19 protein-coding genes and 1 tRNA gene are annotated in these 25754 nt (G+C 34.5%); 6 read left to right on the top strand and 14 right to left on the bottom strand.

The annotated features are described in order from the left end of the window. Position 1: 1 nt before the first annotated feature. From JST55_15685 to JST55_15660, 6 genes are all read right to left on the bottom strand, one after another. Positions 2-520, bottom strand: coding sequence for an LptE family protein (locus tag JST55_15685; protein ID MBS1494954.1), 519 nt, complete (start codon positions 518-520; stop codon positions 2-4). After that, a complete protein-coding gene (locus tag JST55_15680; protein ID MBS1494953.1) occupies positions 516-1622 on the bottom strand; it encodes a sigma-54-dependent Fis family transcriptional regulator in 1107 nt (368 codons plus the stop codon). Before JST55_15680 ends, JST55_15685 begins: the two co-directional genes overlap by 5 nt. A 72-nt stretch (positions 1623-1694) precedes the next feature. Then, positions 1695-2546: a methyltransferase domain-containing protein gene (locus tag JST55_15675; protein MBS1494952.1), complete on the bottom strand. Its 852-nt coding sequence runs from the start codon at positions 2544-2546 to the stop codon at positions 1695-1697. Beyond that, positions 2533-3300 carry a glycosyltransferase family 2 protein gene (locus JST55_15670; GenBank protein ID MBS1494951.1) on the bottom strand — a complete coding sequence of 256 codons (768 nt, stop codon included), beginning with the start codon at positions 3298-3300 and terminating at the stop codon, positions 2533-2535. The genes JST55_15675 and JST55_15670 overlap by 14 nt, the downstream gene beginning before the upstream one ends. 1 nt (position 3301) lies before the next feature. Then, on the bottom strand, positions 3302-4378 hold the full coding sequence (locus tag JST55_15665) for a hypothetical protein (protein MBS1494950.1): 1077 nt from the start codon (positions 4376-4378) through the stop codon (positions 3302-3304). Beyond that, the gene (locus JST55_15660) at positions 4375-5391 is read right to left on the bottom strand and encodes a glycosyltransferase family 9 protein (GenBank protein ID MBS1494949.1); all 1017 of its coding nucleotides are present in this window, start codon (positions 5389-5391) and stop codon (positions 4375-4377) included. Before JST55_15660 ends, JST55_15665 begins: the two co-directional genes overlap by 4 nt. Before the next feature lie 128 nt (positions 5392-5519). Here JST55_15660 and JST55_15655 point away from each other — a divergent pair, with 128 nt between their 5' ends. Together JST55_15655 and JST55_15650 are read left to right on the top strand one after the other, a co-directional pair. After that, positions 5520-6833 carry an AAA family ATPase gene (locus tag JST55_15655; GenBank protein ID MBS1494948.1) on the top strand — a complete coding sequence of 438 codons (1314 nt, stop codon included), beginning with the start codon at positions 5520-5522 and terminating at the stop codon, positions 6831-6833. A 19-nt stretch (positions 6834-6852) separates the two neighbouring features. Then, entirely contained in the window at positions 6853-7173 is a 321-nt protein-coding gene (locus JST55_15650) for a multidrug efflux SMR transporter (GenBank protein MBS1494947.1), read from the top strand. Between the two features lies 1 nt (position 7174). Here the strand turns inward: JST55_15650 and JST55_15645 are convergent, their stop codons facing one another. The 8 genes from JST55_15645 to JST55_15610 form a co-directional block, all read right to left on the bottom strand. Beyond that, the gene (locus JST55_15645; GenBank protein ID MBS1494946.1) at positions 7175-8008 is read right to left on the bottom strand and encodes a class I SAM-dependent methyltransferase; all 834 of its coding nucleotides are present in this window, start codon (positions 8006-8008) and stop codon (positions 7175-7177) included. 4 nt (positions 8009-8012) lie between these two features. Then, complete coding sequence (locus tag JST55_15640) at positions 8013-8783, bottom strand: class I SAM-dependent methyltransferase (GenBank protein MBS1494945.1); 771 nt, start codon at positions 8781-8783, stop codon at positions 8013-8015. Positions 8784-8801: 18 nt separating this feature from the next. Further along, the gene (locus JST55_15635; GenBank protein ID MBS1494944.1) at positions 8802-9578 is read right to left on the bottom strand and encodes an AMP nucleosidase; all 777 of its coding nucleotides are present in this window, start codon (positions 9576-9578) and stop codon (positions 8802-8804) included. A gap of 115 nt (positions 9579-9693) precedes the next feature. Next, positions 9694-11349 (bottom strand): acyl-CoA carboxylase subunit beta, encoded by a 1656-nt coding sequence (locus JST55_15630; protein MBS1494943.1) that lies wholly within the window; start codon positions 11347-11349, stop codon positions 9694-9696. Between the two features lie 79 nt (positions 11350-11428). Further along, positions 11429-12721, bottom strand: coding sequence for an ATP-dependent Clp protease ATP-binding subunit ClpX (clpX, locus tag JST55_15625; protein ID MBS1494942.1), 1293 nt, complete (start codon positions 12719-12721; stop codon positions 11429-11431). Between the two features lie 54 nt (positions 12722-12775). Next, a tRNA-Leu gene (locus JST55_15620) sits at positions 12776-12857 on the bottom strand. 406 nt (positions 12858-13263) lie between these two features. Next, a complete protein-coding gene (locus tag JST55_15615; protein ID MBS1494941.1) occupies positions 13264-13620 on the bottom strand; it encodes a hypothetical protein in 357 nt (118 codons plus the stop codon). Between the two features lie 23 nt (positions 13621-13643). Next, positions 13644-14288: a hypothetical protein gene (locus tag JST55_15610; protein ID MBS1494940.1), complete on the bottom strand. Its 645-nt coding sequence runs from the start codon at positions 14286-14288 to the stop codon at positions 13644-13646. Positions 14289-15484: 1196 nt separating this feature from the next. On the opposite strand from JST55_15610, the gene JST55_15605 reads away from it, so the two are divergent. The 4 genes from JST55_15605 to JST55_15590 all read left to right on the top strand — a co-directional run. Continuing rightward, positions 15485-16045 (top strand): site-specific integrase, encoded by a 561-nt coding sequence (locus JST55_15605; protein ID MBS1494939.1) that lies wholly within the window; start codon positions 15485-15487, stop codon positions 16043-16045. Positions 16046-16437: 392 nt separating this feature from the next. Then, entirely contained in the window at positions 16438-17781 is a 1344-nt protein-coding gene (locus JST55_15600) for a T9SS type A sorting domain-containing protein (GenBank protein MBS1494938.1), read from the top strand. 88 nt (positions 17782-17869) lie between these two features. Continuing rightward, positions 17870-22606 (top strand): T9SS type A sorting domain-containing protein, encoded by a 4737-nt coding sequence (locus tag JST55_15595; protein MBS1494937.1) that lies wholly within the window; start codon positions 17870-17872, stop codon positions 22604-22606. Between the two features lie 505 nt (positions 22607-23111). Beyond that, the coding region (locus tag JST55_15590) for a hypothetical protein (GenBank protein ID MBS1494936.1) at positions 23112-25754 on the top strand (2643 nt) is incomplete at its 3' end.

Genomic DNA, 25754 nt, shown 5'->3' with positions numbered 1-25754 from the left:
TTTACCAGTTTGAAGTTAGTTCAATTAAAATATCATTGGAGATTTTATCAATAGCGCTTTGAAGTCCTGCATCTCTCTCTGAAAATCCGGAATTTGAAGAGTTATATTCGCCAAAATTGCTCAATGACTTGGTCCAGATTACTTTATCTTTCTTTAAGTCTTTAAAAGTTACATCGACTGTTACAGTTATTTTTCTCTTAGTAACAGTTTCGTTGCCGCTGATTACCAACGGGTCATCTTTAACTCCGCTTATAACGCATCTGACTGAACCGTCTGCTTTCTTTTCATCGGTTAAAGTAAACGTATTATCTCTTGTGATCAGATCTTTAAGCTTGAATGTAAAATTATCAATTATATTTGCCTCTGAAAATCCGCTGGTGTTCTCAAATGCAGGAACGTAGATTGTGTGAATTCCTTCCGGCGGATTTTTAGGTCTGAAGCCGTATGCTCCGCAGCCCCAGAAACTCCATAGGTAAACTACACCTGTAAATAATGCAATATATCGGAAATAAATTTTAATTGTAAACCTTTTCTATTTTATACTTCTTTATCTTATTATAAATATTTCTCTGACTCTGATTCAAGATAGAAGATACCTTTTCAATATTCCATGAATTGTTTTTTAACAGATATTCCAGAACTTCTTTTTCAACTTCATCTAAAGTCATTCCCATTGCTTTATCTTTCGGAATTACAAAATCATCTTCTCGAATTTCACTTTTTATCTCTTCTATTTCTCTTTTGCGAAGCTCATTCTTTATATCAATCAAATCAGATTTTATTTCCAGCAGTGCTCTGAATAAAAACTCATTTTCATTTCTCTTCGGCGGAACATTCAAAATCATGGGAAGATTATCATTTCCGTTTATATTATATGCCTGCAATTGCTTTCTTACTTCATCTAGAGTAATGGTCTTATTCGGATAAAGGACTAAAATACTTTCACTGAAATTTCTAAGCTCTCTTGCATTTCCCTGCCATGGAAAGTTATTTATGTAATCCCACGCTTCCTCGGTAAATCCGTTGAACTGAATATTGTTTTTCTCAGAGTAAGTCTTGGTAAAGTAATCCAGTAAAATTTTTATATCTGATTTTCTTTCTCTTAACGGTGGAATAAAAATATTTATTGAACGTAATCGATAGAATAAATCTTCGCGGAAATTTTTTGAAGACACTTCCTGCGCCAAGTCGCGATTCGTTGCAGCAATAACCCGCACATCAACAAAAATTGGTTTGCTTCCGCCGACAGGTAAAAATTCACCTGTCTCCAGTACTCTGAGTAACTTTACCTGAGTACCTAAAGGCATCTCACCAATTTCATCTAAAAAAATAGTGCCTTTATCCGCTGTTTCAAAGTAACCCTTACGGTCATCTATTGCTCCGGTAAAAGATCCTTTTTTATGCCCGAACAACTCGCTTTCTATAATTCCTTCAGGAATAGCGCCGCAGTTTACAATTATATAAGGCTTATCTTTTCGTTTGCTTGCTTTATGAATTTCCTTTGCAACTACTTCCTTGCCTGTCCCGCTTTCACCGGTTATTAAAACGGTAACATCAGTCGGAGCAACCTGTTTTATAATTTCATTTATTTCTTTTATCTGTACGGAGTCACCTAATAGCATTTTCAATAAATTGTAACTACAAATATAACTTTTTGCCGAAGTTTATTAAAGGTAAATAAGATGAAAAAAGGCTTATTTTCGGGTTGCAACTATACAAATATGATTGGAACCGCTTTTACCAAAAAGAGAGGAGATTTTAGAAAGAGTCTTGCCGACTCCCATACTTGAAAGGAATTTTTTTAATAACGAATTATCTTTAAAAGCATTGAAACTGTACTTAAGCTTGTACCAAAGCCTGTCATTGAGGTAATATACATCTTTTATTACATAATCACTTTTCTTTATATAATCTATGTAACTCTCAAACTGATTTGGTTTCAGGTAATCCGTAAAAATTGTATAACCGTCATCCTTAAGAATACGCAGACTTTCTTTTACAGCATTTTCCCTGTGAATTCCTGTTAAGTCCATACCGTTAAGTCCGTCACAAAGTATCACGGCATCAAATGTTTTATTTTTAAAAGGAATATTCTCTGCACCTGCTGAGATAAATGTAATATTTTCTTTTTTATACTTTTCGTTCGCCTTCATTAAAGCATGGATTGAAACGTCAATGCCAATAACATTTTCACTTATCCCCGATAGTTTATTTGTTAAATAACCGAAGCTGCATGCAACATCAAGAACTGTTTTTATATTTGGATTTAATTCCTTTATAAGATTGGTAACAAACTCATATTTCATTTTTTCCGCAGCACTGCTTTCATAGTCCCATGGATCTTCATCTTTCGCATACTTTAAATCAAAGTAATCCGCAAGTTTTTTTTGCTCTTTATCGATAAATGAATTCTGATGTGAAATTAAAACAGGAATGTTTGATACAATTTCATAGTGTGATTTACAATTTGCGCAAACATACTTTGCATCTTCGACGTGCAAATTGCTTTTGCAATTGGGACAGATTACAATATCATTTATCTCCATGGTTATCGGGGGAGTTTTGCATCTCCCATATCTTTGTGTAAGTCAGAATGTTTGTAATCATGTTAAAGTGGCAGATGATAATCCCCGGAATGCCGTCTAGAAATCCTTTTCTACCTATGTATTCAGATAAAAAAGCAGCGGGAGGTCTGAGTATTACATCCCAGAATCCCACGGGACCTCTTTTACTTTTTTCAATCGCCTGTAGAGTTGAGTACTGATTTATTTTTCCAATGTACTCTTTAATAGAGCTTATAGTGTAATGCAGTATGTCATTTTTTAATACACCGGTCTCACCTTCAACAACATACCCTTCGTGAACAAGCCTGTCCGTAACTGATGCTTTTTCTTTTTTAAATAACCTTAGCTGATATCCCGGATACCAACCGCAGTATTTAATCCAGTAATTTCTGTAGAAACTTTTTCGAGGTATTTTAAATCCGTTTTCTTTTGTACTGGTTGAATTAATTATTTCCAGAATTTCTTTCTTTAATTCTTCAGTGCATCTTTCATCGGCATCCATTGGTAAAATCCATTCGCTGGTGCATTGCTCCAATCCGAATTTTCTCTGGTCTGAAAATCCTATCCACTTACGTATAAATATTTTATCCGTATATTTTTTTCCTATCTCAACTGTCTTATCGGTACTTTCAGCATCGATTAAAATAATTTCATCTGTCCAGCTGATGCTTTTCAGGCAGGCTTCGATATTACGCTCTTCATTTTTACAAATTATTACACAGGAAATTTTCGCCATATCAGCTTTCAATAAAATTTATATAATTCTCAGTCTGAAAATCCAAATTGAATTTTTTATAATTTTCGTAATTCTTTTTTATTTCTTTAGTTAAATCTTCCTTAATCAATCTCTCTAAAAGCTGAACGAAATTTTTCTCGTTATAAAACAGTGCAAATTTTTTAAAGTCCTCAAATTTATTAAAACTTTCAAACATCAGTAACGGTTTCTTAAATGCAAACGCAGTGTTAAATGCTCCGGAAATTTCCGTCGAAAGATATTCATTGTACGAATTACTTGAAGGATGTATCAACGGCAATATGTAATCCGATTGCTGAAGTACATGATTAAATTCTTCATCACTTACATGTTTTTTGTAAATCCTTAACAAATTTTCATCTATTTTATTTTTACTCACTAATTCCAACACTTCTGCGCTCTCATTTTTGGAAGTTGTACCTAAAAAAATAAACTGTAGCTTTTGTTTTAATTCATCGTTTAATTTTAAAATACTTTTTACAAGGAAAACATAATCTTTTCTGGTTTGTATAACATTTCCCGGTACCGTAATAATTATCTTTGAGTTGTTATTTTTATTTGATGAATTTTTAGTATTAAAAAAAATGGGATAAAAAACATTTATGTTGTAAGCTTTATTTGTCTTCGTATCCATAAATTCCTTAACATAATCATTAAGCACAAAATATTTTTTTATTTTTCGTGAAATTATTCTTTGCGTACTGCTCTTTAAAAGCTTATGTGCCTGATGAATTACCCCTATTACTTCAACTTTACTGTTCATCAATAATAAACATAAATTCCTTACCAATATACCATGAGCAGTATTTAAAATTACTTTTTTTATTTTGTTTCTCTGAACAAATCTTACAATCTTATAAAGTAACCCAATATTTAACGAAGATATTTTTGTGTCTTCACGAATTATTTTTACTTTACCTTCATAATTATCTTCAAACTCTGCTTCATGGTTAATCCAAAGGTTAACTTTGTAATTTTTTTGGAGAAAGAACAATATCTGCGTGTGCAATACCTCCGTATGTGATTTATTAAACTCCGCCAATAATACTTCTTTCTTCAATTCTTAACTCTTAAAATTTTATGTGCTTCGTTCAGTACTAATTCCGGCTTCAAATCGTTAATATCCAAAGTGGGGGATTGAATGCAAACCGTATCTTTTCCTATCGGCCGCCATTCGTTACTGCTTGTCGGTCCGAACAAACCAATTGTCTGTACTTTATTCAATGAAGCCAGATGTAAAATCCCTGTATCATTACTTATGTACAAATCAAACTTTCTCATCACTGCAGATAAATCTTTTATATCAAGGCTCTGCGCTATCGCAAACTTTATATTTTTTTCAGTTAAAATTCCCGCAAGTTCTCCGACAATATCTTTATCTATGTCTCCCGATGTAATTAAAAATTCTGCATTGGTTTCTTTTTCGAGCTGCTCAATTACTTTTCCGAAATTCTTTGCAGCCCACCTGTTTGCCATTTTCCCTCCCGGATGAATGCCAATCAATAACCTGTTCTTGTCAAAATTATTTTTTACAAATTCATCGGCAAACTTCAAATTATTTTCAACTAAAGCTAAGGTAATATCATCAATTTCTTTTTGTGAGATGTTGCATCCTATCTGTTCAACAATTTCTACTGCTCTCATTGCCTGGCTTACATTTCTTGCATCCCAGTCAAATTTCTTTTTTACGTTTAGCAAAAATCCAAATTGATTTTTTACATCATTCTGATATGATAAACCTACTCTCTTCTTTGCTCCTGATAAATAATTAACAATATGTGCCGTTGTTGAAAGTTCCAGCGTTGAAGGCACAATTCCGTAATCGAAATTTCTGCTTCGTAAAACCTTAACCAGTTCTTTTTTTTCTTTCCACGGAGCCTGTCTGTCAATAACCAGTACTTCATCAAGATGCGGATTTACTTTCTGATATTGCAAATCGTAATTTACAGGTCCGCGTAATAATGTAATACGGGACTCCGGAAATTTTTTCTTCAATGCATAAAACATTGGCAGCGTACAAATCGTATCGCCGAGCTGATTATTCTTCTGCCTTACAACTAAAATATTGACCATAGAACTTATAAATTAACTATCCTGCATTAAAGTTGTAATTGAAAAAGATTTTGCATGTTATTTTATCTTGATTTTCCTTCACAACGAAAGCATTTTTGTTGTTAAGGAATAAACTAAGGAGTACACGTATGGCATTTAATTTTAATAAACTTACAACAAAATCGCAGGAAGCAATTCAGCAAGCAACTGAAATTGCTTCTAACTATTCAAATCAGTTAATTGAGCCTGAACATCTTTTTGCTGCTCTTGTTCAAAATTCAGAAAACATCGTTCCTTCCATTTTACAAAAACTTGGAATGAACAAAGATTATATTCAGATAAAAGTCGGTGAGCTTTTAGAAAAGCTTCCCAAAGTTACAGGCAGCGGATTTGGTAATCAGGGAATCTCACGCGACTTAACTCAGGTTCTTGAAATGTCAGCAAAGGAAGCTGAGAATTTAAAAGATGAATATGTTTCAACTGAACATTTATTATTAGGACTTGCAGATTATAAAAAATCTCCTGTTGCAGCATTACTTAGCTCTAACGGAGCAACAAAAAATGAAATATTGAAAGCGTTAAAAGATATAAGAGGAACGCAAAGAGTTACGGGACAAAATCCTGAAGATACATATCAATCATTACAAAAATACGGGCGCAACTTAAACGAGCTTGCTCAGAAGGGAAAACTTGACCCTGTAATCGGGAGAGAGGAAGAAATCAGAAGAGTGCTTCAGGTGCTTTCAAGAAGAACAAAAAACAATCCCGTTCTCATTGGTGAGCCGGGAGTTGGTAAGACTGCAATTGCAGAGGGACTTGCACATAGAATAATTCAGGGAGATGTTCCGGACGGCTTAAAAGATAAACTTATTATTGCATTGGACTTGGGAGCATTGATTGCTGGGGCGCAGTTCAGAGGACAGTTTGAAGAGAGATTGAAATCAGTTTTGAAAGAAGTAACTGAATCAAACGGAAAAATAATTTTATTCATTGATGAACTTCACACAATGGTTGGTGCAGGCGCAGCGCAAGGCTCAATGGATGCATCAAATATGCTAAAACCTGCTCTTGCAAGAGGGGACCTGAGAGCAATCGGCGCAACAACATTAGATGAATACAGAAAATATATTGAAAAAGATCCTGCGCTAGAAAGAAGATTTCAGCCTGTATTTGTTGCAGAGCCTGATGTGGAAGATACTATTTCAATTTTAAGAGGACTTAAAGAAAAATATGAAGTGCATCACGGAGTAAGAATAACTGATGGAGCTATTGTAGCAGCTGCCCAGTTGTCGGATAGATATATTGCCGATAGATTTTTACCGGATAAGGCAATTGATTTGATTGATGAATCGGCATCGAAGTTAAGAATAGAAATTGACTCAATGCCCGAAGAACTTGATAAGATTGAAAGAAGACTGAAGCAGTTGGAAATTGAAAGAGAAGCTCTAAAGAGAGAGTTATAAAAAATTAAATTTTATTTAATTGAATCCCTGGTTCATCCTGATAATTGCCGGCTTGTTTGAAGTCTGTTGGGCTGTAGGTTTAAAACAGTCTGACGGTTTTAAAAATAATTGGTGGACAACCTTCACCATTATTACTTTGATAATAAGCATGACTATGCTTTCACAGGCATTGAAAGATTTGCCTGTGGGAACGGGCTACGCTGTATGGACTGGTATCGGCGCAGTCGGGACAGCAATATTAGGTATGATTATCTTTAAGGAATCGAGTGAGTTCTGGAGGTTATTTTTTATAGGACTAATTGTAGTTGGAATTGTAGGATTAAAATTTGTAACGAAGTAAATTACACTATTAATTTTCTTACTTCTATCCAGCCAGAGTCATCAGTTGTGAATATTTCATTCTTACCGAAACGCAGCATTTCAATATCTTTCATTGTGTGTTTCTTACTTACTTCTGCATTTAACTTATCTGCGTATTCTTTAACTTTCTCGTCATAATAACGTGTAACAAATTTTAAAGTTAAGGCACTTGTTAAGTACTCCCAAACTCTTTCCTGAATATCTCTTCTCTCTTCACAAACTTTTTCAGCAGGTACACGGCTTTCAAGGATTAAATAATTAGATTTATCTTTTGTCTGAAATAGAGAAAACGCATTCCATAATTCGTCTTCAGTAATGTAATATGAAATTCCTTCTGCTATTACAATCGTTCTTTTATCTTTTCTCCAGCCGTGTTCGGTCAGATTATTTTGTAATAGATTTACATCTGTTATATCTGATTCAATGAACTGAATTCTGTTTGCAAATTTATCTTCACTTATTTCATCAAATAATTTTCTTTTTGTCTGCATGTTATCAATATCTACGTCAAAAACATTTACTTCAGGAAACTTTTCTATTATATCTAAAGATAGGGGAGCAATGCCTGCGGCAAGAATTACAACCTGAAAATCAGAATTTTCACTTAAGATAGATTCGACAAAATTAAAGACTCCAAACTTTCTGTTTCTTAAAATTTCGTGGTAGGGTTCCCAGATCTTACTGCATTCATTATAAAGTTCATATCCGGAAGATAAGTCAAGATGTTGTAAATATTTCTGTGCTAATTTACTTTTATATGCATCCTTTCCCCCCCATAATAACACGAGCGCAGATGTCCCTGAAATGTGAATCAATGTATCAGATTTTTGTGAGTTCGAAAATTATAAACATAGGGAATTTTGACTGGATGATGTAATCTGATTTGTAATTCTTTTTTGCCTCTTCTGTCATTTGGGGTTCAAGGCATCTTGTAATTTTAAAATCCGTCTGAGCTATGTCATTCAGTAATGAAGACATAGGTCTGTGAAAATAATTTACTTTAAAATCACCGAACCAAACATCTTTTATTAATCTTTCTTTTTTATAATCGCCATAAACTTTTACAACATTCTGATTTAATTCCCTGTAGCCCGAAAGCTTAGTACTTAAGTCACCCTGCATATTGAATTCCCCCGCGTAATAGACAGGGTTATGTGTAGAAAATAAAAATTTGGATTTTGGTTTTAGCAGAGAATAAATTTTCTTCAACGGTTTTCTCCAGTCCTGAATATAATGCATCATCAGACTTGAGTAAACTAAATCAAAAGATTCCTTTTTGAATTTAAGATTTTCAACATCACCGACTTTGAATTCCAAATCAGGAAAATTTTTCTTGGCTACATCAATCATTCCTTTGGAAATATCTATACCGACTACAGACTTAGCTCCTTTTGACTTCAATGAAAAACATTCTTCGCCTGTGCCGCATCCAAGACAAAGAATATCTTTGTTCTTTAAATTTGGCAGAAGAGAGTACATTGCCGGCTTTTCGAGAAGGTCATGGGCAGGTCTTAACCCTGCCTTCATTCTGTCCGCCCATTTCTGAGCATAGCCGTCATACGATTTTACTGTAGTTTTATCTGTAGGCATTATTTGAACAAATCAAAATTAATTGAATGTGTAATGTTTCAGTTTTTCTTTTTTCTTTGCAACTTCCATCATTGTTTCAATCCCGATTTGAAGATGAAGCGCGCTGAAATTTTTCGTAACGATTTTATCCGACTCTTCGGTTTTTATTCCTGCAGGAATCATTGGTACGTCCGATACTAAAAGCAGTGCACCTCTTGGAATTTCATTTGCATGTCCTACTATAAAATATGTAGCAGTCTCCATATCGATTGCAATCGTTCTCATATCGCGAAGTTTCTTTTTAAAAGCTTCATCCCATTCCCAAACTCTTCTGTTAGTTGTATAAACAACTCCTGTTTTGTATTGCTGCTTTAACTCTACAATTTTATTGGAACAGTATTTATGGATTGCGAATGAAGGCAAAGCCGGAACTTCTTTCGGCATATAGTCATCGCTTGTACCATCGCCTCTTATTGCTGCTATTGGTAAAATAAAGTGACCTATTGAAGTTGTTTTTTTCAAACCGCCGCATTTGCCGAGGAATAAAACTGCTTTCGGCATTCTTGCTACAAGAAGATCCATTATTAATGCTGCGTTTGCAGAGCCCACTCCGTAGTTTATAATTGTCAGACCTTCTTTGTTAGTGCAGGTCTGCATTGGTTTTCCTATTCCCTTTATCTCAGTTCCGTAGATATCTGAAAAAGATTTTACATAGTCATAAAAATTCGTGAGGAGAATAAACTCTCCGAACTCTTTTATCTGTGTTCCTGTGTATCGGGGGAGCCAGTTTTTTGCAATGTCTAATTTTGTTTTCATGCTTGTCATTTGTTATTTCTTTTAATTCGTTGTATAAAATATTTATATAACTTATCTGTACAGATTATTTTTAAAATTTTTCAAACGTAAATATATTTTCCCGCCCTGTAATATTTTATGTTTGTATAACACCCGGATTGAATTGTCTCATCTCGGGATTGTTATTCGCAAGCTCAATGCTGTAAGATATTATCTCTCTTGTTTTAGCAGGGTCAATTACATCATCAACCCATAATCTTGATGCTGCGTAAAGAACTTCTGTCTGCTTTTCATATCTTGATTTTATTTCATCAAGAAATTTTTTCTTATCCTCTTCATGGATTTCTTTGCCTTCTTTTTTCATCTGACCGATTTTTATATCAAGCAATACATTGCTTGCCTGCGAGCCGCCCATAACTGCAATCTGTGCATTCGGATAAGCAAAAATAAATCTCGGATCATATGCCTTGCCGCACATTGCATAATTTCCTGCGCCGTAACTGTTACCTGTTATAATTGTAATTTTCGGTACGACTGAATTTGCAACGGCATTAACCATCTTAGCACCGTCTTTTATAATTCCTCCGTGCTCTGAACGCGAACCGACCATAAATCCTGTTACATCCTGTAAGAATACTAACGGAATTTTTCTTTGATTGCAATTCATTATAAATCTTGCGCCTTTATCCGCGCTATCGGAGTAAATCACTCCGCCGAATTGCATCTCACCCTTTTTGCTTTTGATCACTATACGCTGATTGGCAACTATACCAACTGCCCAGCCGTCAATCCTTGCATATCCGCAGATGATTGTTTTGCCGTACTCAGGTTTGTATTCATCGAAATCGCTGTCATCAATTATTCTGGTTATTAATTCATAAGTATCATATTGTTTGGAGCTATCCTCAGGTAATACTCCGTAAATTTCTTTTGTTTCTATCGCAGGCGGTTTGCTTTCAATTCTGTCAAATCCTGCTTTCGCTGTTTCACCGAATTTACTCACAAGGCTTCTGATTTTTTCAATGCACTCTTCATCGTTTGCCATCTTTTCATCTGTTACTCCAGAAATTTCTGTGGTAACAGTTGCGCCGCCTAATGATTCGTTATCAATGTTTTCTCCTATGGCAGCCTTAACTAAGTGTGAGCCCGCTAAAAATATGCTTCCTGTTTTATCTACTATCAAAGCTTCATCGCTCATAATTGGAAGATATGCACCGCCTGCAACACAGGGTCCCATGATTGCAGCAATTTGCGGAATTCCCATTGAACTCATAATTGCATTATTCCTGAATATTCTACCGAAGTGTTCTTTATCGGGAAAAATTTCATCCTGCATAGGAAGAAACACACCGGCTGAGTCCACTAAATAAATTATCGGAAGTTTATTCTCCATTGCAATTTCCTGAGCTCGTAAATTCTTCTTGCATGTGATAGGGAACCATGCGCCTGCTTTTACAGTGGCATCGTTAGCAACTATCACGCAGTTCTTTCCGCTGACTTTGCCGATTCCGAATATCGTTCCTGATGAAGGAGCGCCGCCGTATTCTTCATACATTCCGTAGCCTGTGAATAAACCGATTTCCATAAAGAAAGAATCTTTATCAATCAGAAGATTTACTCTTTCCCTGCAATGAAGTTTATTCTTTTCGTGAAGCTTTTCAATTGCCTTCTTGCCGCCGCCGAGCTTTATTTTATCTCCGGCTGCATTTAATTTTCTGAGAAGATTTTTATGATAATCTTCTCTCATGTTAAACGATTCGTCTTTTTTGAGTTTGCTTTCTATTTTAGACATTAAAAATTATTCCGGTTTATATATAAAAAAAGGGAGCACCTCTCCCTTTTTTTACTATTAATTAAATATTAAAAAGTTTTTAAGCAAATAATTTTTTGTTTGCATTCATGTAAATCGGCTCTTTACCTTCCATCACAACTTCCTTGGTAATTATACAATTCGTAACATTTTCTTTGCTGGGGAGTTTATACATTATATCCATCATAATGTTTTCTACTATGGAACGTAAAGCTCTCGCTCCTGTTCCTCTCAGTATAGCAATCTTTGCAATTTCTTTTAATGCGTCTTCGTGGAATTCAAGCTCAACGCCTTCCATTCGGAATAATTTCTGATACTGCTTTATGATGGCATTCTTTGGTTCTGTAAGTATTGAGAACAATGCTTTGATATCAAGAGACATCAATGATGTAAGTACAGGAAGTCTTCCTACAAATTCAGGAATCAATCCGAACTTTACTAAATCATCAGGCTCCGTTAATGCAAGCATATCATCTCTTTCAATGTCGTTCTTTGAGTAAACTTCTGCTCCGAATCCCATTGAACTGTTTGCAACTCTTCTTTCAACGATTTTTTCCAATCCGTCAAAAGCGCCGCCGCATATAAATAATATATTTTTTGTGTTTACATTGATGAGTGACTGCTCGGGATGTTTTCTTCCGCCTTTTGGAGGAACGCCTGCAATTGTGCCTTCAAGTAATTTCAATAATGCCTGCTGAACACCTTCACCTGAAACGTCACGAGTTATTGAAGTGCTGTCGCCTTTACGCGCAATCTTATCAATTTCATCTAAGTAGATAATTCCTTTTTCAGCTTTGCTTAAATCAAATCCTGCGTTCTGAAGTAAGTGAACAAGGATTGATTCAACATCATCGCCTACATAACCGGCTTCTGTCAAAGTTGTAGCATCGGCAATTGCAAAAGGAACGTCAAGCAATCTTGCAAGTGACTGCGCAAGAAAAGTTTTACCTGTTCCTGTAGGACCTATTAATAAAATATTGCTCTTTTCAATTTCAACACCGTCAAGGTAGTTGAAATCAAGTGAGTCCATTCTTTTATAATGATTGTAAACAGCAACAGCTAAAGCTTTTTTGGCTCTGTCCTGCCCGATTACATATTCATCTAAAAATTTCTTAATCATTACAGGAGTAAGCGATGCTCTGTTGCGTACATTTTTTGTACTTAAACCTGTTGTCGAAAAATTGTTATGCTTAATTATCTGCATAGCGCTGCTTACGCAAATATCACAGATGTATACTTCCTTCAATGCTCCGTCTACAGGACCGCCTTTGATCATGTTAGAAACTTTACTGGCAGGTCTTCCGCAGAATGAACATCTTACTTGTGCATGGAGAGTAGATTTTCGGTTTGACATTAATATCGTTTATAATTGTAATTGAATGAAACTAATAATTACAACCAAGGTTTGTGCGCGATGAGGGAGTCGAACCCCCACGGGTCACCCCGCTAGATCCTAAGTCTAGTGCGTCTGCCAGTTCCGCCAATCGCGCCTTGTGTAATTGCTATATTTACATTGGAGTTAAAAAATGATGAATTATAAATACCTGAAATAGCTGCCAAATTAGCTACCAATTTTTCCTTATTTATAATTTTACTACCCATTTTTACTCCCTAATTTTAGGCTTATTTTTAGTACGCAAAAAGTAGTTATAATATATTCTTTTTTCAATATAAATAAAAAAACAAAGCAACAAGTGGGGTAAGTTCCCCATGGAAATTTTTCTATTCTCGAAAAAATAGAATTGGTTTGGGTATAGAGCGAGATTTATACTTTACTGAAGTTAATGCCAGCGGGTTGCGGGAGAAATTAATGCTAATAGATGCATATTAGGAAGTGAGATTTGATAAATTAGTATAAGTATTTTAAATAATGATATTATTATATTTGGAAAATCTTCAACTAGGTCCAACCAATTCCAAAATAATTAATATTATCTTATTACACATTTGAAAAAATCCAAAGAGAACTATAAAGGAGAGGAAAACAGGTAATTTCCTTTCAATCTCGGGTTGATCATCAAATTCGGGATTGAACCAGTTCAGTGCTTTTAAATCTTCTTTGAAGTTCATATCAAAAACATTAAAATTGAATGTTAGAAGGTTAAATAATTCATTCCGGCATGCATAATTATTGTTTGCCAAATTTATATCTTTTATAGAAAAGTGTTTGATAAATTGAAGAAGATTTCCAATGTCATCGCCAATAAACCATTGCTTTTTTTTCTTTTTTGGAAATAGTAATTCGTTTTCCATTATTTCTTTACTGGTGATTATTTCTATGCTGGAAAAGTTTTTATAATTAATTCAAAAATATTGAAAATTATATATATTTTATTAGCCGTTATTACTTCTTTACTGAGCTTCCCAATTAGTTGTCTTGCTGGACTAAATTCGCACTCAATTATATTTGCGGGAAATAAATTTAGCGGAGGAATGAGATTTGAGATTAATTTGCTCTCAAGAACCTGGTGGTTTTTATCCATGTACGCAATTCTGAAATCTAAAATATTTTGTCTCCTAGGGTATGATAACCAATTTTCAGTTGATATAAGAAAATTCTCTAACAATGAAAAATTTAAAAAATCTTCTTTATCAATATGGAATTCAGTCAATTCTTTTTCCCCTGAAAATTTACTGCGTTTTTTCGTTGGATCTATAATGGGAGTTGAAGATTCTGTTTTATTACCCGGAGTAAACTTTATTATGTTATGGTGAGATAAGTTCCCGTAATCCAAAAACTCTTTTAATAAGTCTAAGTTTTCTTCATTCCTATCAAAGTCAGGGAATATATACAGTGAAGATATATTACATGCAATATTTCTTAATACGTTTCTATCAGGATATGCTTTTGTGAGGTTAAAATAGTCTATCAATTCAAGAAAAAAAATTTTGTTATTCACTATTTTTTTACCGGAATTCATATATGTTTCAATAATTGATGCGGTAACTTTGTTGTTGTTTTTTAAAATTTCAAATTTACTTATACCCCTAAGATATTTTCGTGTAATATCTTGTTGACCAAAATCATAACCATTATTGATAGCTCTATTCCCTTTGTAAGCTCTGGGTCACCTAAGAATCCATTTAAATTTATCAGATCAGATAGATCCCCGGTATGATTTGGTCCATTTAAAATCAATACAAAGTGGGTTTTCTTTTTAAATTGTTCATACGTTAACCTTTTAAATCTGCCAAGAGAATTGCTCGTATGAGTAGTTAGCAAGTTTCTAAAATATATAGAGCTATAAAAGGAAAAAAATGTATAAACATGCGAAATGAAAATACTGAATACTATATTGAAACGGACAAAAAAATCTAACAATTGGGTAGTTAAAAATTGCTTAGTAACCAACGCATAAACAAGAATCAAAACAGAAGAAAGGAGAAATGAAATTAAATAGACACTTTTAAATCGTAATAATAGTATTGGACCGTGGAAGTCGCCTAGAATATATAGCCTAGTTGCAATTTGCTTGCTTTTAAAAAGTAAAATTAATAATGGTGTAATATACCAAGCCAAATAGATTGGCGTTATTTTGGTAACGAACGGCAAAAAAAAACAGAATACTATAATAAGTGGCAAACAACAATAATCGCTTTTCACGTTTTACAAGTATAGCGAAGTACACAAATTGTATTACGAGGTATATTATCAGAATAAATATCAAAGTGAGTTGCATTTTGTTACAAAAATAAATTTATACCTTGAGAGTAATTTTTATATACAAGTTTTTTGTCATCATTGCTTCGACCGTCATACAAAAAAAGTCCATAATTCCGAGAATATAAAATATAAGGGGACAATGAAAGTTGTACCCCTTTGTAATCTATAGTAAGGTGCGGGTTCATTAAGTTAATTCTGAAATCGTCAGCAATATTGCTTTCACCATTAATGTTAACAAATGTCATATAGGGCTTACTGTTATTCAATTCTTTCCCTCTATCATCACATATAAATGTCGGCATAAAATGAAATAGATTATTTACTAATTTTATAAAGTATGAACCTGAAAGAAGAATAGATAAAATTCGTTCTTCAGATATTAAAGGTTATCTTCGATTACTCAAGGATACTGTTAGCAATGCTACTCAAAAAACATATTATACATACATAAAAATGTTCTTCACTTATTTAGTGAAAGAAGATCAGATTGATAAATCTCCTTGCAGAAATGTGCCGGGTCCCAAAGAAATTGAAAAAGAAATAATTGTATTTTCAGATGATTTACTTTTAACAATACTTGAAGAAACAAAGCATTTGGATTACAAACTCTATATTTTGTTTGTGTTCCTTTCATTAACGGGTATGAGAGTGATAGATGCATTAAACTTAACTCCGGATAATTTTGTAATGACTGAAAACTATATAAAGCTTAACGTGTCAAAAACGAAATTATTCAGAACATTTCCCCTTTATGAAGAACTGAGAATATTTATAGAAGAAGAGATGAAACCACTGCTTAGTTTACCTAAAGACCAGAAGATATTTGAAGGATTTACACGTGGAAGTATTGGTCAAAGATTTCGCAGAATGAAGAAGCGATTTGAAATACCAAACAACTATACAATTACACTTAAGACATTCCGTAAGACTCTTGCAACAAGAATGTTAAACGCTGGAGTTAGAATAGAATTCGTAAGTAAATTGCTTCATCACAAGAAATTAACAACACTATGAAATACTATGCGTCAACTGAGGTCGTAAGTATTCAAGCTGAAATCGAGAACTCTTCTGTACAAATCCTTCCTAAGAAGATTCAAGAATAATCACTCGGAAAAATTCCGGGTGATTAATTTTTTTAATTTTACTTAGTGCAATTATTTATATATAGATATTACATTGGGTTAGTAATAATTTTATGTAAATTAAGATAAACTGGGTAAGACGGATTATTTTAATAGCTCTCCTAAAAATGGCACAGTAAATAGTAATATTTGTATTATTTAACTTATGTGTTTTGTCTTTAAATAGTCTCCATAATTTGTTACACAGATTCGATTAACTTCTTAAATTAAAGATAATTTTTGTTTAAATTGTAATATCTAATGATATTACAATTATCTCATGCTATGAAAAGGCTAAACCAAATATTTTTACTCCTTTCAATTTTTATAATTACAGTTGGGTTTAACTTTCGGGATAATCCTCCGTCAAACTGGTATCAGCAGTTTCTTAATATTGGCGCTAGACAAATTAGTGATATGACTTTTGTTGATAGCTTAACGGGCTATGCGATAACTCCTTACGTAACTCAAAATGATACTGCATTTGTTTTTAAAACTACTAATGGAGGTGATAACTGGTTTATAGCACATAAGGCTACAGGAGAGTTTGTTGGTATGAACAAAATAAAATTTTTCAATCAATCAACAGGTTATTGTTGCGGAGTAGGGTTATATAATAATAGCACCGGACTCAATAGAACAATTAATGGTGGGTTAAATTGGACATCTCTGAATGTCCCTGACCCATTCTTAGTGTATCAAGATATGTGTGTTTTAAATGAAGATACAATCTGGCTTACTGGATCTGATAGTTTTAGCGGCGGCGTTTTTCGTACAACAAACGGTGGATTGAACTGGACACAACAATTGAATCTTGGAGGTACTAATCCCGAACATATTCACATGATAAACGGCAGGACAGGCTTTATATCGAATACCAGCTCAAGTCCTTATGTAATGCGAACAACCAACAGCGGATTGAACTGGACAACAGTTGTAAGCAATGAAGGCTTTACTGATATGCATTTTGTTGATAGTTTAACAGGGTGGAGAGCATACGGGTTAATGAAGAAGACAACAAACGGTGGATTGGACTGGATTACGCAGCCCTTACCATCGCAGACCGGCTTATCACAAATCACAAAGTTCTCTGTTTTAAATAAAGATACAATATGGGGAGTGAATGGCTACTATGTTTATCCGAACAACGAGGGAAGAGGAGTACTTTACACAACAACGAACGGCGGAGCTAACTGGTATTTTCAGGTTCCTGATACCAATTTAAAAATATTCAGGTATAATTATGTACAGTTTACAGATAAGAATCATGGATGGGCATACAACCTGCAGACAGGCATACATACTACTCTTGGCGGAGATCCTATAACAGCAATAAATCCAATTAGTTTGCAAACTCCATCTGATTACAGGTTATATCAGAATTATCCAAACCCATTTAATCCAAGTACAGTTATCAGTTACCAGTTTTCAGTTGCTGGTTTTATTACAATTAAAGTTTACAACATTAGCGGTAAGGAAATAACTACTCTCATAAATCAAAGACAACCAATAGGAACCTATTCTATAAGCTTTGATGCTAACAAATATAATTTGTCATCCGGCATTTATTTCTATTCATTTCAAACTGGGAATTTTAAAGAAACAAAAAAAATGATGCTAATTAAGTAAAAGTTTGTATGGTTCATAAAGTTTATAAAAATTGTTTTATTTCTCCTGGCAGAGAAAAAAAATAATATTAAACTTAACTCTCACTCCTATGAAAAAAACGCCTCTTGTTTTATTCATCACTCTTATATTCATTTTAGTTTCAGCCTTTATTTTTCTCAATCCTCAACAGTCACCTCCTATTCCACAGGAAAACTCGCTCGCACCTGTAAATGGATGGGATAAATTTTATGTCGGAGCTATGGATAATCCGTATAACGACCCAAATCATCCTAATATACAAACCAACATGGACTCCCTTGGTTTCTCTCTTTGGCACAGGTACTTAGAGCCGCAGGATAGAAACGCACAACAGCAGAACTGGTACTACCCTAAAATGAACTGGGGAACAGGCTTCACCGATCAGGATAATCTTATGGCAGATTCATCCACGTACGCACCAGGGGTAAGAGATAGAATTGCAGATATCTATAGCCATAATAAGAGAAGGCTGATAATATCCCGTCCGAAAATTTCTTGGTTATGCTATGGGCAGAGGAGCGATTATCAGTGTGAAGATATCCCTGCAAATGACCAGCTCTGGTTTTATTCTTTTCAAAGTCCGAACCATGCCGGAACAGATATTACAGATAACAGTACCTTCGGACAAGGCAGAAGAGTAAGATACTGTGAGGCAATACCAAGCAGTCCTCTGGAAAGAATTGTTGTAAGCAGGCTGAAAACAAATACGGAACAATGTGCCAAGGGCGATAAGGATAATCCATGGACAATGGATAGTTACAGTCCGTGGAAAATAAAACCTAACGTAAGAATAGATTCTAATGTAGCTCATGACCTTGTTCACAATGTAAAAGTATGCAGAGTGTTGGTCTTGGCTCAAGATGGTTCAACTGTATTAAAAGATATTGATATACATGCAAATGATTTTCTTGATAATAACGGCTTTTACAACGGAAAATATAAGGAGGAGTTTAATTTCTCAGGAGGAACGAACCTAACAATCCCCACTGACTGGACGGCAACCACTGGCGGCTGGGGGTGGGAGGCAAGAGGTAACAGAGCAGAAGATACCGATAATAACAGAGCCGATATAAAAGTTTACTGGTATGGTAACTGCGATATGTGGATTGATTATGTAAGAGTGGAGAATGAAATAGCCGATAGATTGTTAAAAGGAAATGATGCTCAATTTGAAAGATGGATAAAAGATGAAGTAACACAAATAGCCGGGCAGACGATATACGGAGTTCACCCGATAATGAAGTTTTACCTTGAGCTTATTGAGTTTAATAATATTCCGTGCATCGGCTATGTTAATAAAAAATTGAAATATTACTCAGAGCAGAAGGGATTTCAAGTTGACCTGATGCAGGATATGACTCCTACAATAGGAATGCATGTTCCCTGGTATGAAAGGACTAAAGTATGGAATATCGATTTTTTAAAAAGATTTTATATGGATAGCACAGGCTACACTCAGGTGTTTTCCGAAAGCTATCCTTTGACGGCATGTTTTAATACAAACTCAAATGAACAGGTATTCAGCTATATCCCTCCTACGCTTCCTACAACTTCCGGAAGTAAAGTGTTAGCTCAAACCAAGCCGACTCCCGAGGCATATGACGACTGGCTTCAGGATAAAATAGAAAGAAAGCCCTCGATATATGAAGGCGGTGAAGACCCGCTACATTGTGATACAAACTATAATTGCGGAACCGGAAATGATAGAGTAAGACAAATTCCATTTTGGGGCTCAGATGCCGGCATGTTCAGGAACATAATGGACTTAAGCAGTGAGCTATCAAGAAGAACCGGCAAGCCGTGGATATTTATGCCGCAGCTTCATCAGTGGTTTTTGCACGGGGAAATAAGAAGAGAGCCGACTAATGAAGAATTGAATATGATGTCGAATCTTGCAGTATCATACGGCGCGAAGGGGTTTCAGTATTTCTGGTACCAATCATGGCTGCCCGGTGTACCCCCGGCATCATTCCCAAGCGCTGCCAATTGTGAATACGGTACAGGGATTGAGGGCGCAAGCGGAGTATTAATCGACCATAATTATTACGGACAGCCCGGAAAAGCAGCTACAGTGAAAGCGATAGTTGACAGAGTCGCAAATAAATGGGGACTGACGCTGATGGGATTTGATATACAAAATATTAAATCGTATATGTACAGCAAAGAATATACAAATGAATATCCAGGGGAGGGAAAATTAGGTTTTGTTAGAGATTTAAAAACATATAAACCTATTTTGAACAATCCTTCTTCACATGAAGCAAATCCTGAACCTCTTGCATCACGATATTTGCAGTTATCATTTCTCAATTTTCCAATGACGCAGGAACAAGCAGATGCCGACAGATACTTTATGATTGTAAATAAAAGATGCGCTCCGGCCGATGCGAATAATGTGGGAGGTAAAAGATTTATAACAATCAGGTTTGATACCGGTGGCAATAATGTATTTTGCATGTATGATTTTCATACGTTCAATCTGATAGACATTAAAGATAATCATGTAGTGACTACTTTCGTAAGAAGCGGGAATACAGGTGACTATGTTGATATTGACTTAGAACCATTTGAACCGGGTGAAGGAAGAATATATAAAATTTCTCCTGTTATGAGAACCGGAGGTAACTTATTAGCGGATGAAAACCCTTCAAATCCAAATCTATTATTTGAGTGCAGAGGAATAGTAAATACAAATGGTCATAGTATAATTTATCCCGGAGGCACTGAAATTAGATTCGGTGAAAATTGCGGTATTAATGTAACTTCTGATGGAAGCAATATAGGTAAATTTGTTGTAAATGATGATTCGGGACACCCTACCAGCTTTAAAGCCATCGATAACGCTCATCAATGGAACGGTATAACTGTAAGCAGGGGAGAAGTATTAATGCAAAATACCCAAATGGAAGGAGTGGCAAATAATAAATATTTGATATCAGCCTCCGATTGTGATTTTGTTCATATTGAAAACTGTGAATTTAAGGGCAACAGCGGAATAACTTCGGGCGGAATTTCCATAAACAATACTCATTCATTCAAAGGAACTCCTACTTATTATATATATAACAACCGATTCTATATGCAAAACAGCTCGAGCCAGGCTTTGAATGTGACTGCAACAGCAGGCGCAAGATTTCCAGTAACAATTAATTACAATCAACTTAATTCCCCCGGAAGCAACTTTGGAATTGTGCTTACAGGAGTAAGCGCTGCAATAAAAGGAAATTATTTTAATAAGTTCAATGAATCAATTGTATCTATGAATTCTGTAAGTGATATGTATGGTAATATTATTTCTTCCGATTTAAATGGAGCAAACGGAATTAAATTGTTGACTTCTTCCAGCGCAAATCTTGGAGTTTATAGCGGAATGGGATTAGGAGGACACAATACTATCTATACTATAGGCACTGATTCCAGAAATATTTTTCTAAATAATTCTACATTTTCCATTAACGAAGGTCAGAATACATTTGATATAAATACTGCTGCGGATTATCATTTATACGGATTTTTTCCTTCCGGTTCAGGGGATGATGCTTTAATTCCTGCAAGAAATAATTGCTTCAGAAAAGGAAATGTTGCAGACCATGAATATCAGTATGTAACTTCAGGTTCGGGAGGAACTCAGTTAGGTTTTCAGTTCACACCATACTCTTGTATTCCTGATGCTCCCGGTCATGATGATGGTGGAATAATTACAGATATTGGTGACGAATTGCAGGATACAGTATATAACGAACGTCCCCCAAGCGGCGGATGGCTGCCTGAGTATTCCGGTGCAATGAAAACTTATATGAATATGTGTGTAAATTTCAGAACCAGAGACTATGACAGTACAATAACAATGTGCAAAAATCTTTTGGATAATTATACGGATAGTATACCTTCCGCTGATGTAATAATAAAACTATTTCAATCGAATTTGCAGACCGATAGCGAGCATATTAAAATGGATCTGTTAAAAAGTTATTATGAGCAGCTGATAATAAATAATCCTGAAAATACAGAGTTGATAGAGATGGGAAACTACTATATTCAGAAATGTTTAGTAGCAATAAATAAATACGAAGATGCACTGATGGGCTTTGACTTAATAATCCAGCAAAATCCAAACACATATTTAGGTTTATTAGCAAGCTGGGATTATGCCGCTACAATATTGTTAATGAATAGCAGTGGTATGGGTGGAGGATATTCTGACGCAATGAATCAAGAGGATTCGGATAGCTTAGGTACATACAATAAAAATATTTTCTCAAAAGAGCAAAGAAAAGTATTTAAGCAGAATGTTGTAACTGCTTTGAACAATGCAAAAGTAAAGGAAGAGCAAAAAACAATGACACTTAAACAGAAAGCCGATAATGGTGATAAAGAAGCAAAGATGATTTTAAAAGAGCAAACTATATTGAAAGAATTGGTAAAGAAATCACGTCCTGTAAATGTAGAAGAACATATTTTAAAGATGGATAAGGACTTGACTAAATTATTCGGTAGAACTGAAGTAACCGGAACTGTTACTAATACGGTACTACCATTGGATTATAAATTAGGTCAGAATTATCCTAATCCTTTTAATCCTTCAACAAAGATAAACTATGAGATAAAGAATGCAGGATTTGTATCACTCAAAGTTTATGATCTGCTTGGAAGAGAAATAGCGGAGCTTGTAAATGAAACAAAAGATGCCGGTAGATATACAATAGACTTCAACGCCAGCAAATATATGATGGCTAGTGGAATATACTTCTATCGTATTAAAGCAGGAGAATTTGTTGATACGAAAAGAATGGTTTTAATTAAGTAAATTGTAAAAGCCTTTAACAGAGCTAAAGGGAATTCTTTTAGTTCTGTTTTTGTAAATTATTTACGGATAGTTAACAATAATATCTTGACAATTTTGTTAATAACTTTTAATTTGTCAACAAAATAAATAATTCTTCATCTCCTACTTGTTGAAGAACAAATACAAACCATACCGAGACGGCGAACCGGTAAAAATTGAAAATTCATGTTGAATTTATTTTTACATTCGCGACTAACATTACAAAGCAAATTTATATTAAATATAAGAAAGTATTAGTGCATATTTTCATTTAAAAATATTTCGGTGTAATATTTTTCTAAATTTATAGGGGAAAGGGGGGAAAAGAAGTTATGTTGTTACTTACATCAGTAGTGTATTCTTCTTATTTATAAGCTTTACGATTTTAGAGATAAGTTTTTTAATGGAGTGGCAGCAACATTTTGAAACTTAAATTTAAAATTTTATGAAATCTAAATTGTTTTATTTCGGAATAGTTTTTTTATTCTTGATATCTATTTTGGGATTTGATTCAAAAAATATAAATTCCAATAGTTCGCCAAATATTTTTTTGTTTAATTATGACAATAAATTTTTTACGGGTGTTCTTGATAATGGGCGTAACAGAGTCGGTTACGGAAGTGATTCATTATATGCCCAATCTATAGGTCTTGAATTAAATATTTGGCATGCCTACAGTGGACCTGGATACGGATGGCCAGGAATCTGGAATGACGTTGCTTCGGTTAACGTTTCAGACTACTCAGCTGCAATAACCCAACGAGTTGACAGCAATTACGTTCATCAGATGACAACCTTGATGGATAGACCTAAGTTCGAATATCTAGCTTTTGGACAAAGAAGCGATTATCAATGTGATACAGTATCCGTAAATCCTGCCACACCGTATTGGTTTTATTCTTACAACACGCATAATGTGGGTTCGAGTATTCCTGACAGTGGGGCGCAGGTGGTGCATTGTGCTGTAGGAAATGGACAAGGATGGATTGTGAAAAATTTACGAGCTAATAGAGAGCAATGCAATTATCAATGGAATCCATGGGCAAATGATAATACTTATGACTGGTATATACTCCCAAGAATAAGGATAAATTCATCAGAAGATACTAGTAAAAAGGTGTGTAAAATTGAAGTTGTCAACTGGAAAGATAGCATACTAAAAACTTTGGTATTGAAGGCTGCCAATTTTAGAGATTCTTCGGGAAATTACAACGGTCAATATTTATTGGAATATTTTAATAAACCTAATGCCCCCATAGATCAGAAATTAAATGCCACTTCAGCATTCAATCCTGATAATAATTTTTTTGCCTCATGGTGGGATACTACATGCCATGTGGATTTCAGAATTTATTATTACAATGAATGTGAGATGTGGATTGATTATTTAAGAGTAGAAAATACACCTGCTCATGAATTGCTGACCCTTCCTTCACGTAGTAACTTTCCTGATAGCAGCAAAATAAAATGGCTCGATGATGAAATAGATCTTTTTTCCGGAATTTTTAACGGACCGTATAAATTTTACGTTGAAGAATTTGAATTCAATACATTGCCTTGTATTGAGTATATAAACAAGCATGTAAAAAATAGATCAGGAAGCAAATTGACATTTATGGTAAATTATAATAATGATCTTATGCAAGCTCATCAGCCCGATTACTGGAATCAACCAACTTATCGGTTCAGTCCTCAACAAATTTCAAACTATTTGATTGAGAAAACTGGGATAACTGAAATCTTCAATGGTGCTTATTGTTTCGAAGGATGGAAAAATACAGACGGACCTCCAATTAGTAAACATCCTAATTCTATTCTTCCTATATCTTATGACACTTCAAAAGGAATTTTATCTTATGCCGTAAGCCCATCTGAATATGATAGTTGGTTACAAAACAGAATAGATACCAATTCATATGGAACTGGTTTAACATTTATGTTGAAACAAAATAATAACATTATTAAAACTTCTTACTGTACATCAAATAATGTTTCATTTAAATTTTTAGAGCAAGGACATCTTTGGAAGTCTCCAGGTCATAAATTAAAAGAACCGTCTAATGAAGAAATAAATCTTATGGCTAATTTGGCATTATCATACGGTTCTAAGGGAAATATTTTATTCTGGATGGGTTCATTTAATAACTTTGATTCAAACACATATGGTATGGGTATGACAAAATTTAATGGTAATCGCAGAGATTCGAATGTTTATGGGCAGAATAAATGGAGTACGGTAGCATCACTTAATCATAGGCTTCAGAAATGGGGTCCTTATCTTATGAGTTTTAATAATGCAAGTACAAATTCATATATTTATCATTCAGAGCAAAGTTCAATGTCATCCGAAACATTCATAAATGATATTAAAACATATAAGAATAGTGATATATCAGATAACAGTAATTCAATCGATGAAGAAACAACTTCCAATAGATATTTACAGGCATCTGTCTTTAATAATGACAGTGTTGATACAAGATATTTCATGATAGTGAACCGAAGATGCTCTCCTATTGTAGCTACTTATCCGGATGGTCAGAGGAAAATCCAAGTTAAATTTAATGCAAACTCCAGTTCATTCGCGAACTTTAATAACTGGAAGATAATAGACCTTGAAGCAGATACTTCGGTAGCAACATTTGATAAAACTGTTTCAAGTTACGTAGATTTAGGCTGGTTCAATCCGGGCCAGGGAAAGCTTTACAAAGTTGTTCCTGTGATGAAAGTCGGCGGCACATTTGCAGGAAATGAGTTTATTCAAAATATGACCTTTGACTGTAACGGAACGGTATATACCAACGGCCATAATCTGACACTCAATGAAGGGGTTAATATAAGTTTTGCCGATAGTGTGCAGATAATAATGTCCGACGGTAAGTTTGCAAGCGGAGTATCAGGCAGAACCCGTTACACAAATTTAACTGCTCAGAGCGGCAGGAGATGGCTTGGAATAAAGTTTGACGGCACGAGCATAAACATGAACCTGACACGTATCTCAGGAGTAAGAAAAAAGAACAGTGATAACCATGAGTATACATTGTATGCACTAAATCCGGATACATTAAATATAACATACTCCAGAATAACACCTATTGCATCTGAAGACAGCAGTGCCAGCGGAGTGCTT

It is taken from the genome of Bacteroidota bacterium (assembly GCA_018266835.1).
GTDB lineage: Bacteria > Bacteroidota > Ignavibacteria > Tepidaquicellales > Tepidaquicellaceae > JAFDZO01.
The sequence above is the reverse complement of the archived record's forward strand: the minus strand, read 5'-3'. Positions and strand labels throughout refer to the sequence as shown.

Bases quoted from the DNA above. Each gene is read 5' to 3' on its own strand.
- JST55_15670 (MBS1494951.1), bottom strand. From the start codon at position 3,300: ATGGCGAAAATTTCCTGTGTAATAATTTGTAAAAATGAAGAGCGTAAT.
- JST55_15660 (MBS1494949.1), bottom strand. From the start codon at position 5,391: ATGGTCAATATTTTAGTTGTAAGGCAGAAGAATAATCAGCTCGGCGAT.
- JST55_15595 (MBS1494937.1), top strand. From the start codon at position 17,870: ATGAAAAAAACGCCTCTTGTTTTATTCATCACTCTTATATTCATTTTA.
- JST55_15605 (MBS1494939.1), top strand. From the start codon at position 15,485: ATGTTCTTCACTTATTTAGTGAAAGAAGATCAGATTGATAAATCTCCT.
- JST55_15635 (MBS1494944.1), bottom strand. From the start codon at position 9,578: ATGAAAACAAAATTAGACATTGCAAAAAACTGGCTCCCCCGATACACA.
- JST55_15630 (MBS1494943.1), bottom strand. From the start codon at position 11,349: ATGTCTAAAATAGAAAGCAAACTCAAAAAAGACGAATCGTTTAACATG.
- JST55_15655 (MBS1494948.1), top strand. From the start codon at position 5,520: ATGGCATTTAATTTTAATAAACTTACAACAAAATCGCAGGAAGCAATT.
- JST55_15680 (MBS1494953.1), bottom strand. From the start codon at position 1,622: ATGCTATTAGGTGACTCCGTACAGATAAAAGAAATAAATGAAATTATA.
- JST55_15640 (MBS1494945.1), bottom strand. From the start codon at position 8,783: ATGCCTACAGATAAAACTACAGTAAAATCGTATGACGGCTATGCTCAG.
- JST55_15610 (MBS1494940.1), bottom strand. From the start codon at position 14,288: ATGAATTCCGGTAAAAAAATAGTGAATAACAAAATTTTTTTTCTTGAA.
- JST55_15675 (MBS1494952.1), bottom strand. From the start codon at position 2,546: ATGGAGATAAATGATATTGTAATCTGTCCCAATTGCAAAAGCAATTTG.
- JST55_15615 (MBS1494941.1), bottom strand. From the start codon at position 13,620: ATGGAAAACGAATTACTATTTCCAAAAAAGAAAAAAAAGCAATGGTTT.
- clpX (MBS1494942.1), bottom strand. From the start codon at position 12,721: ATGTCAAACCGAAAATCTACTCTCCATGCACAAGTAAGATGTTCATTC.
- JST55_15600 (MBS1494938.1), top strand. From the start codon at position 16,438: ATGAAAAGGCTAAACCAAATATTTTTACTCCTTTCAATTTTTATAATT.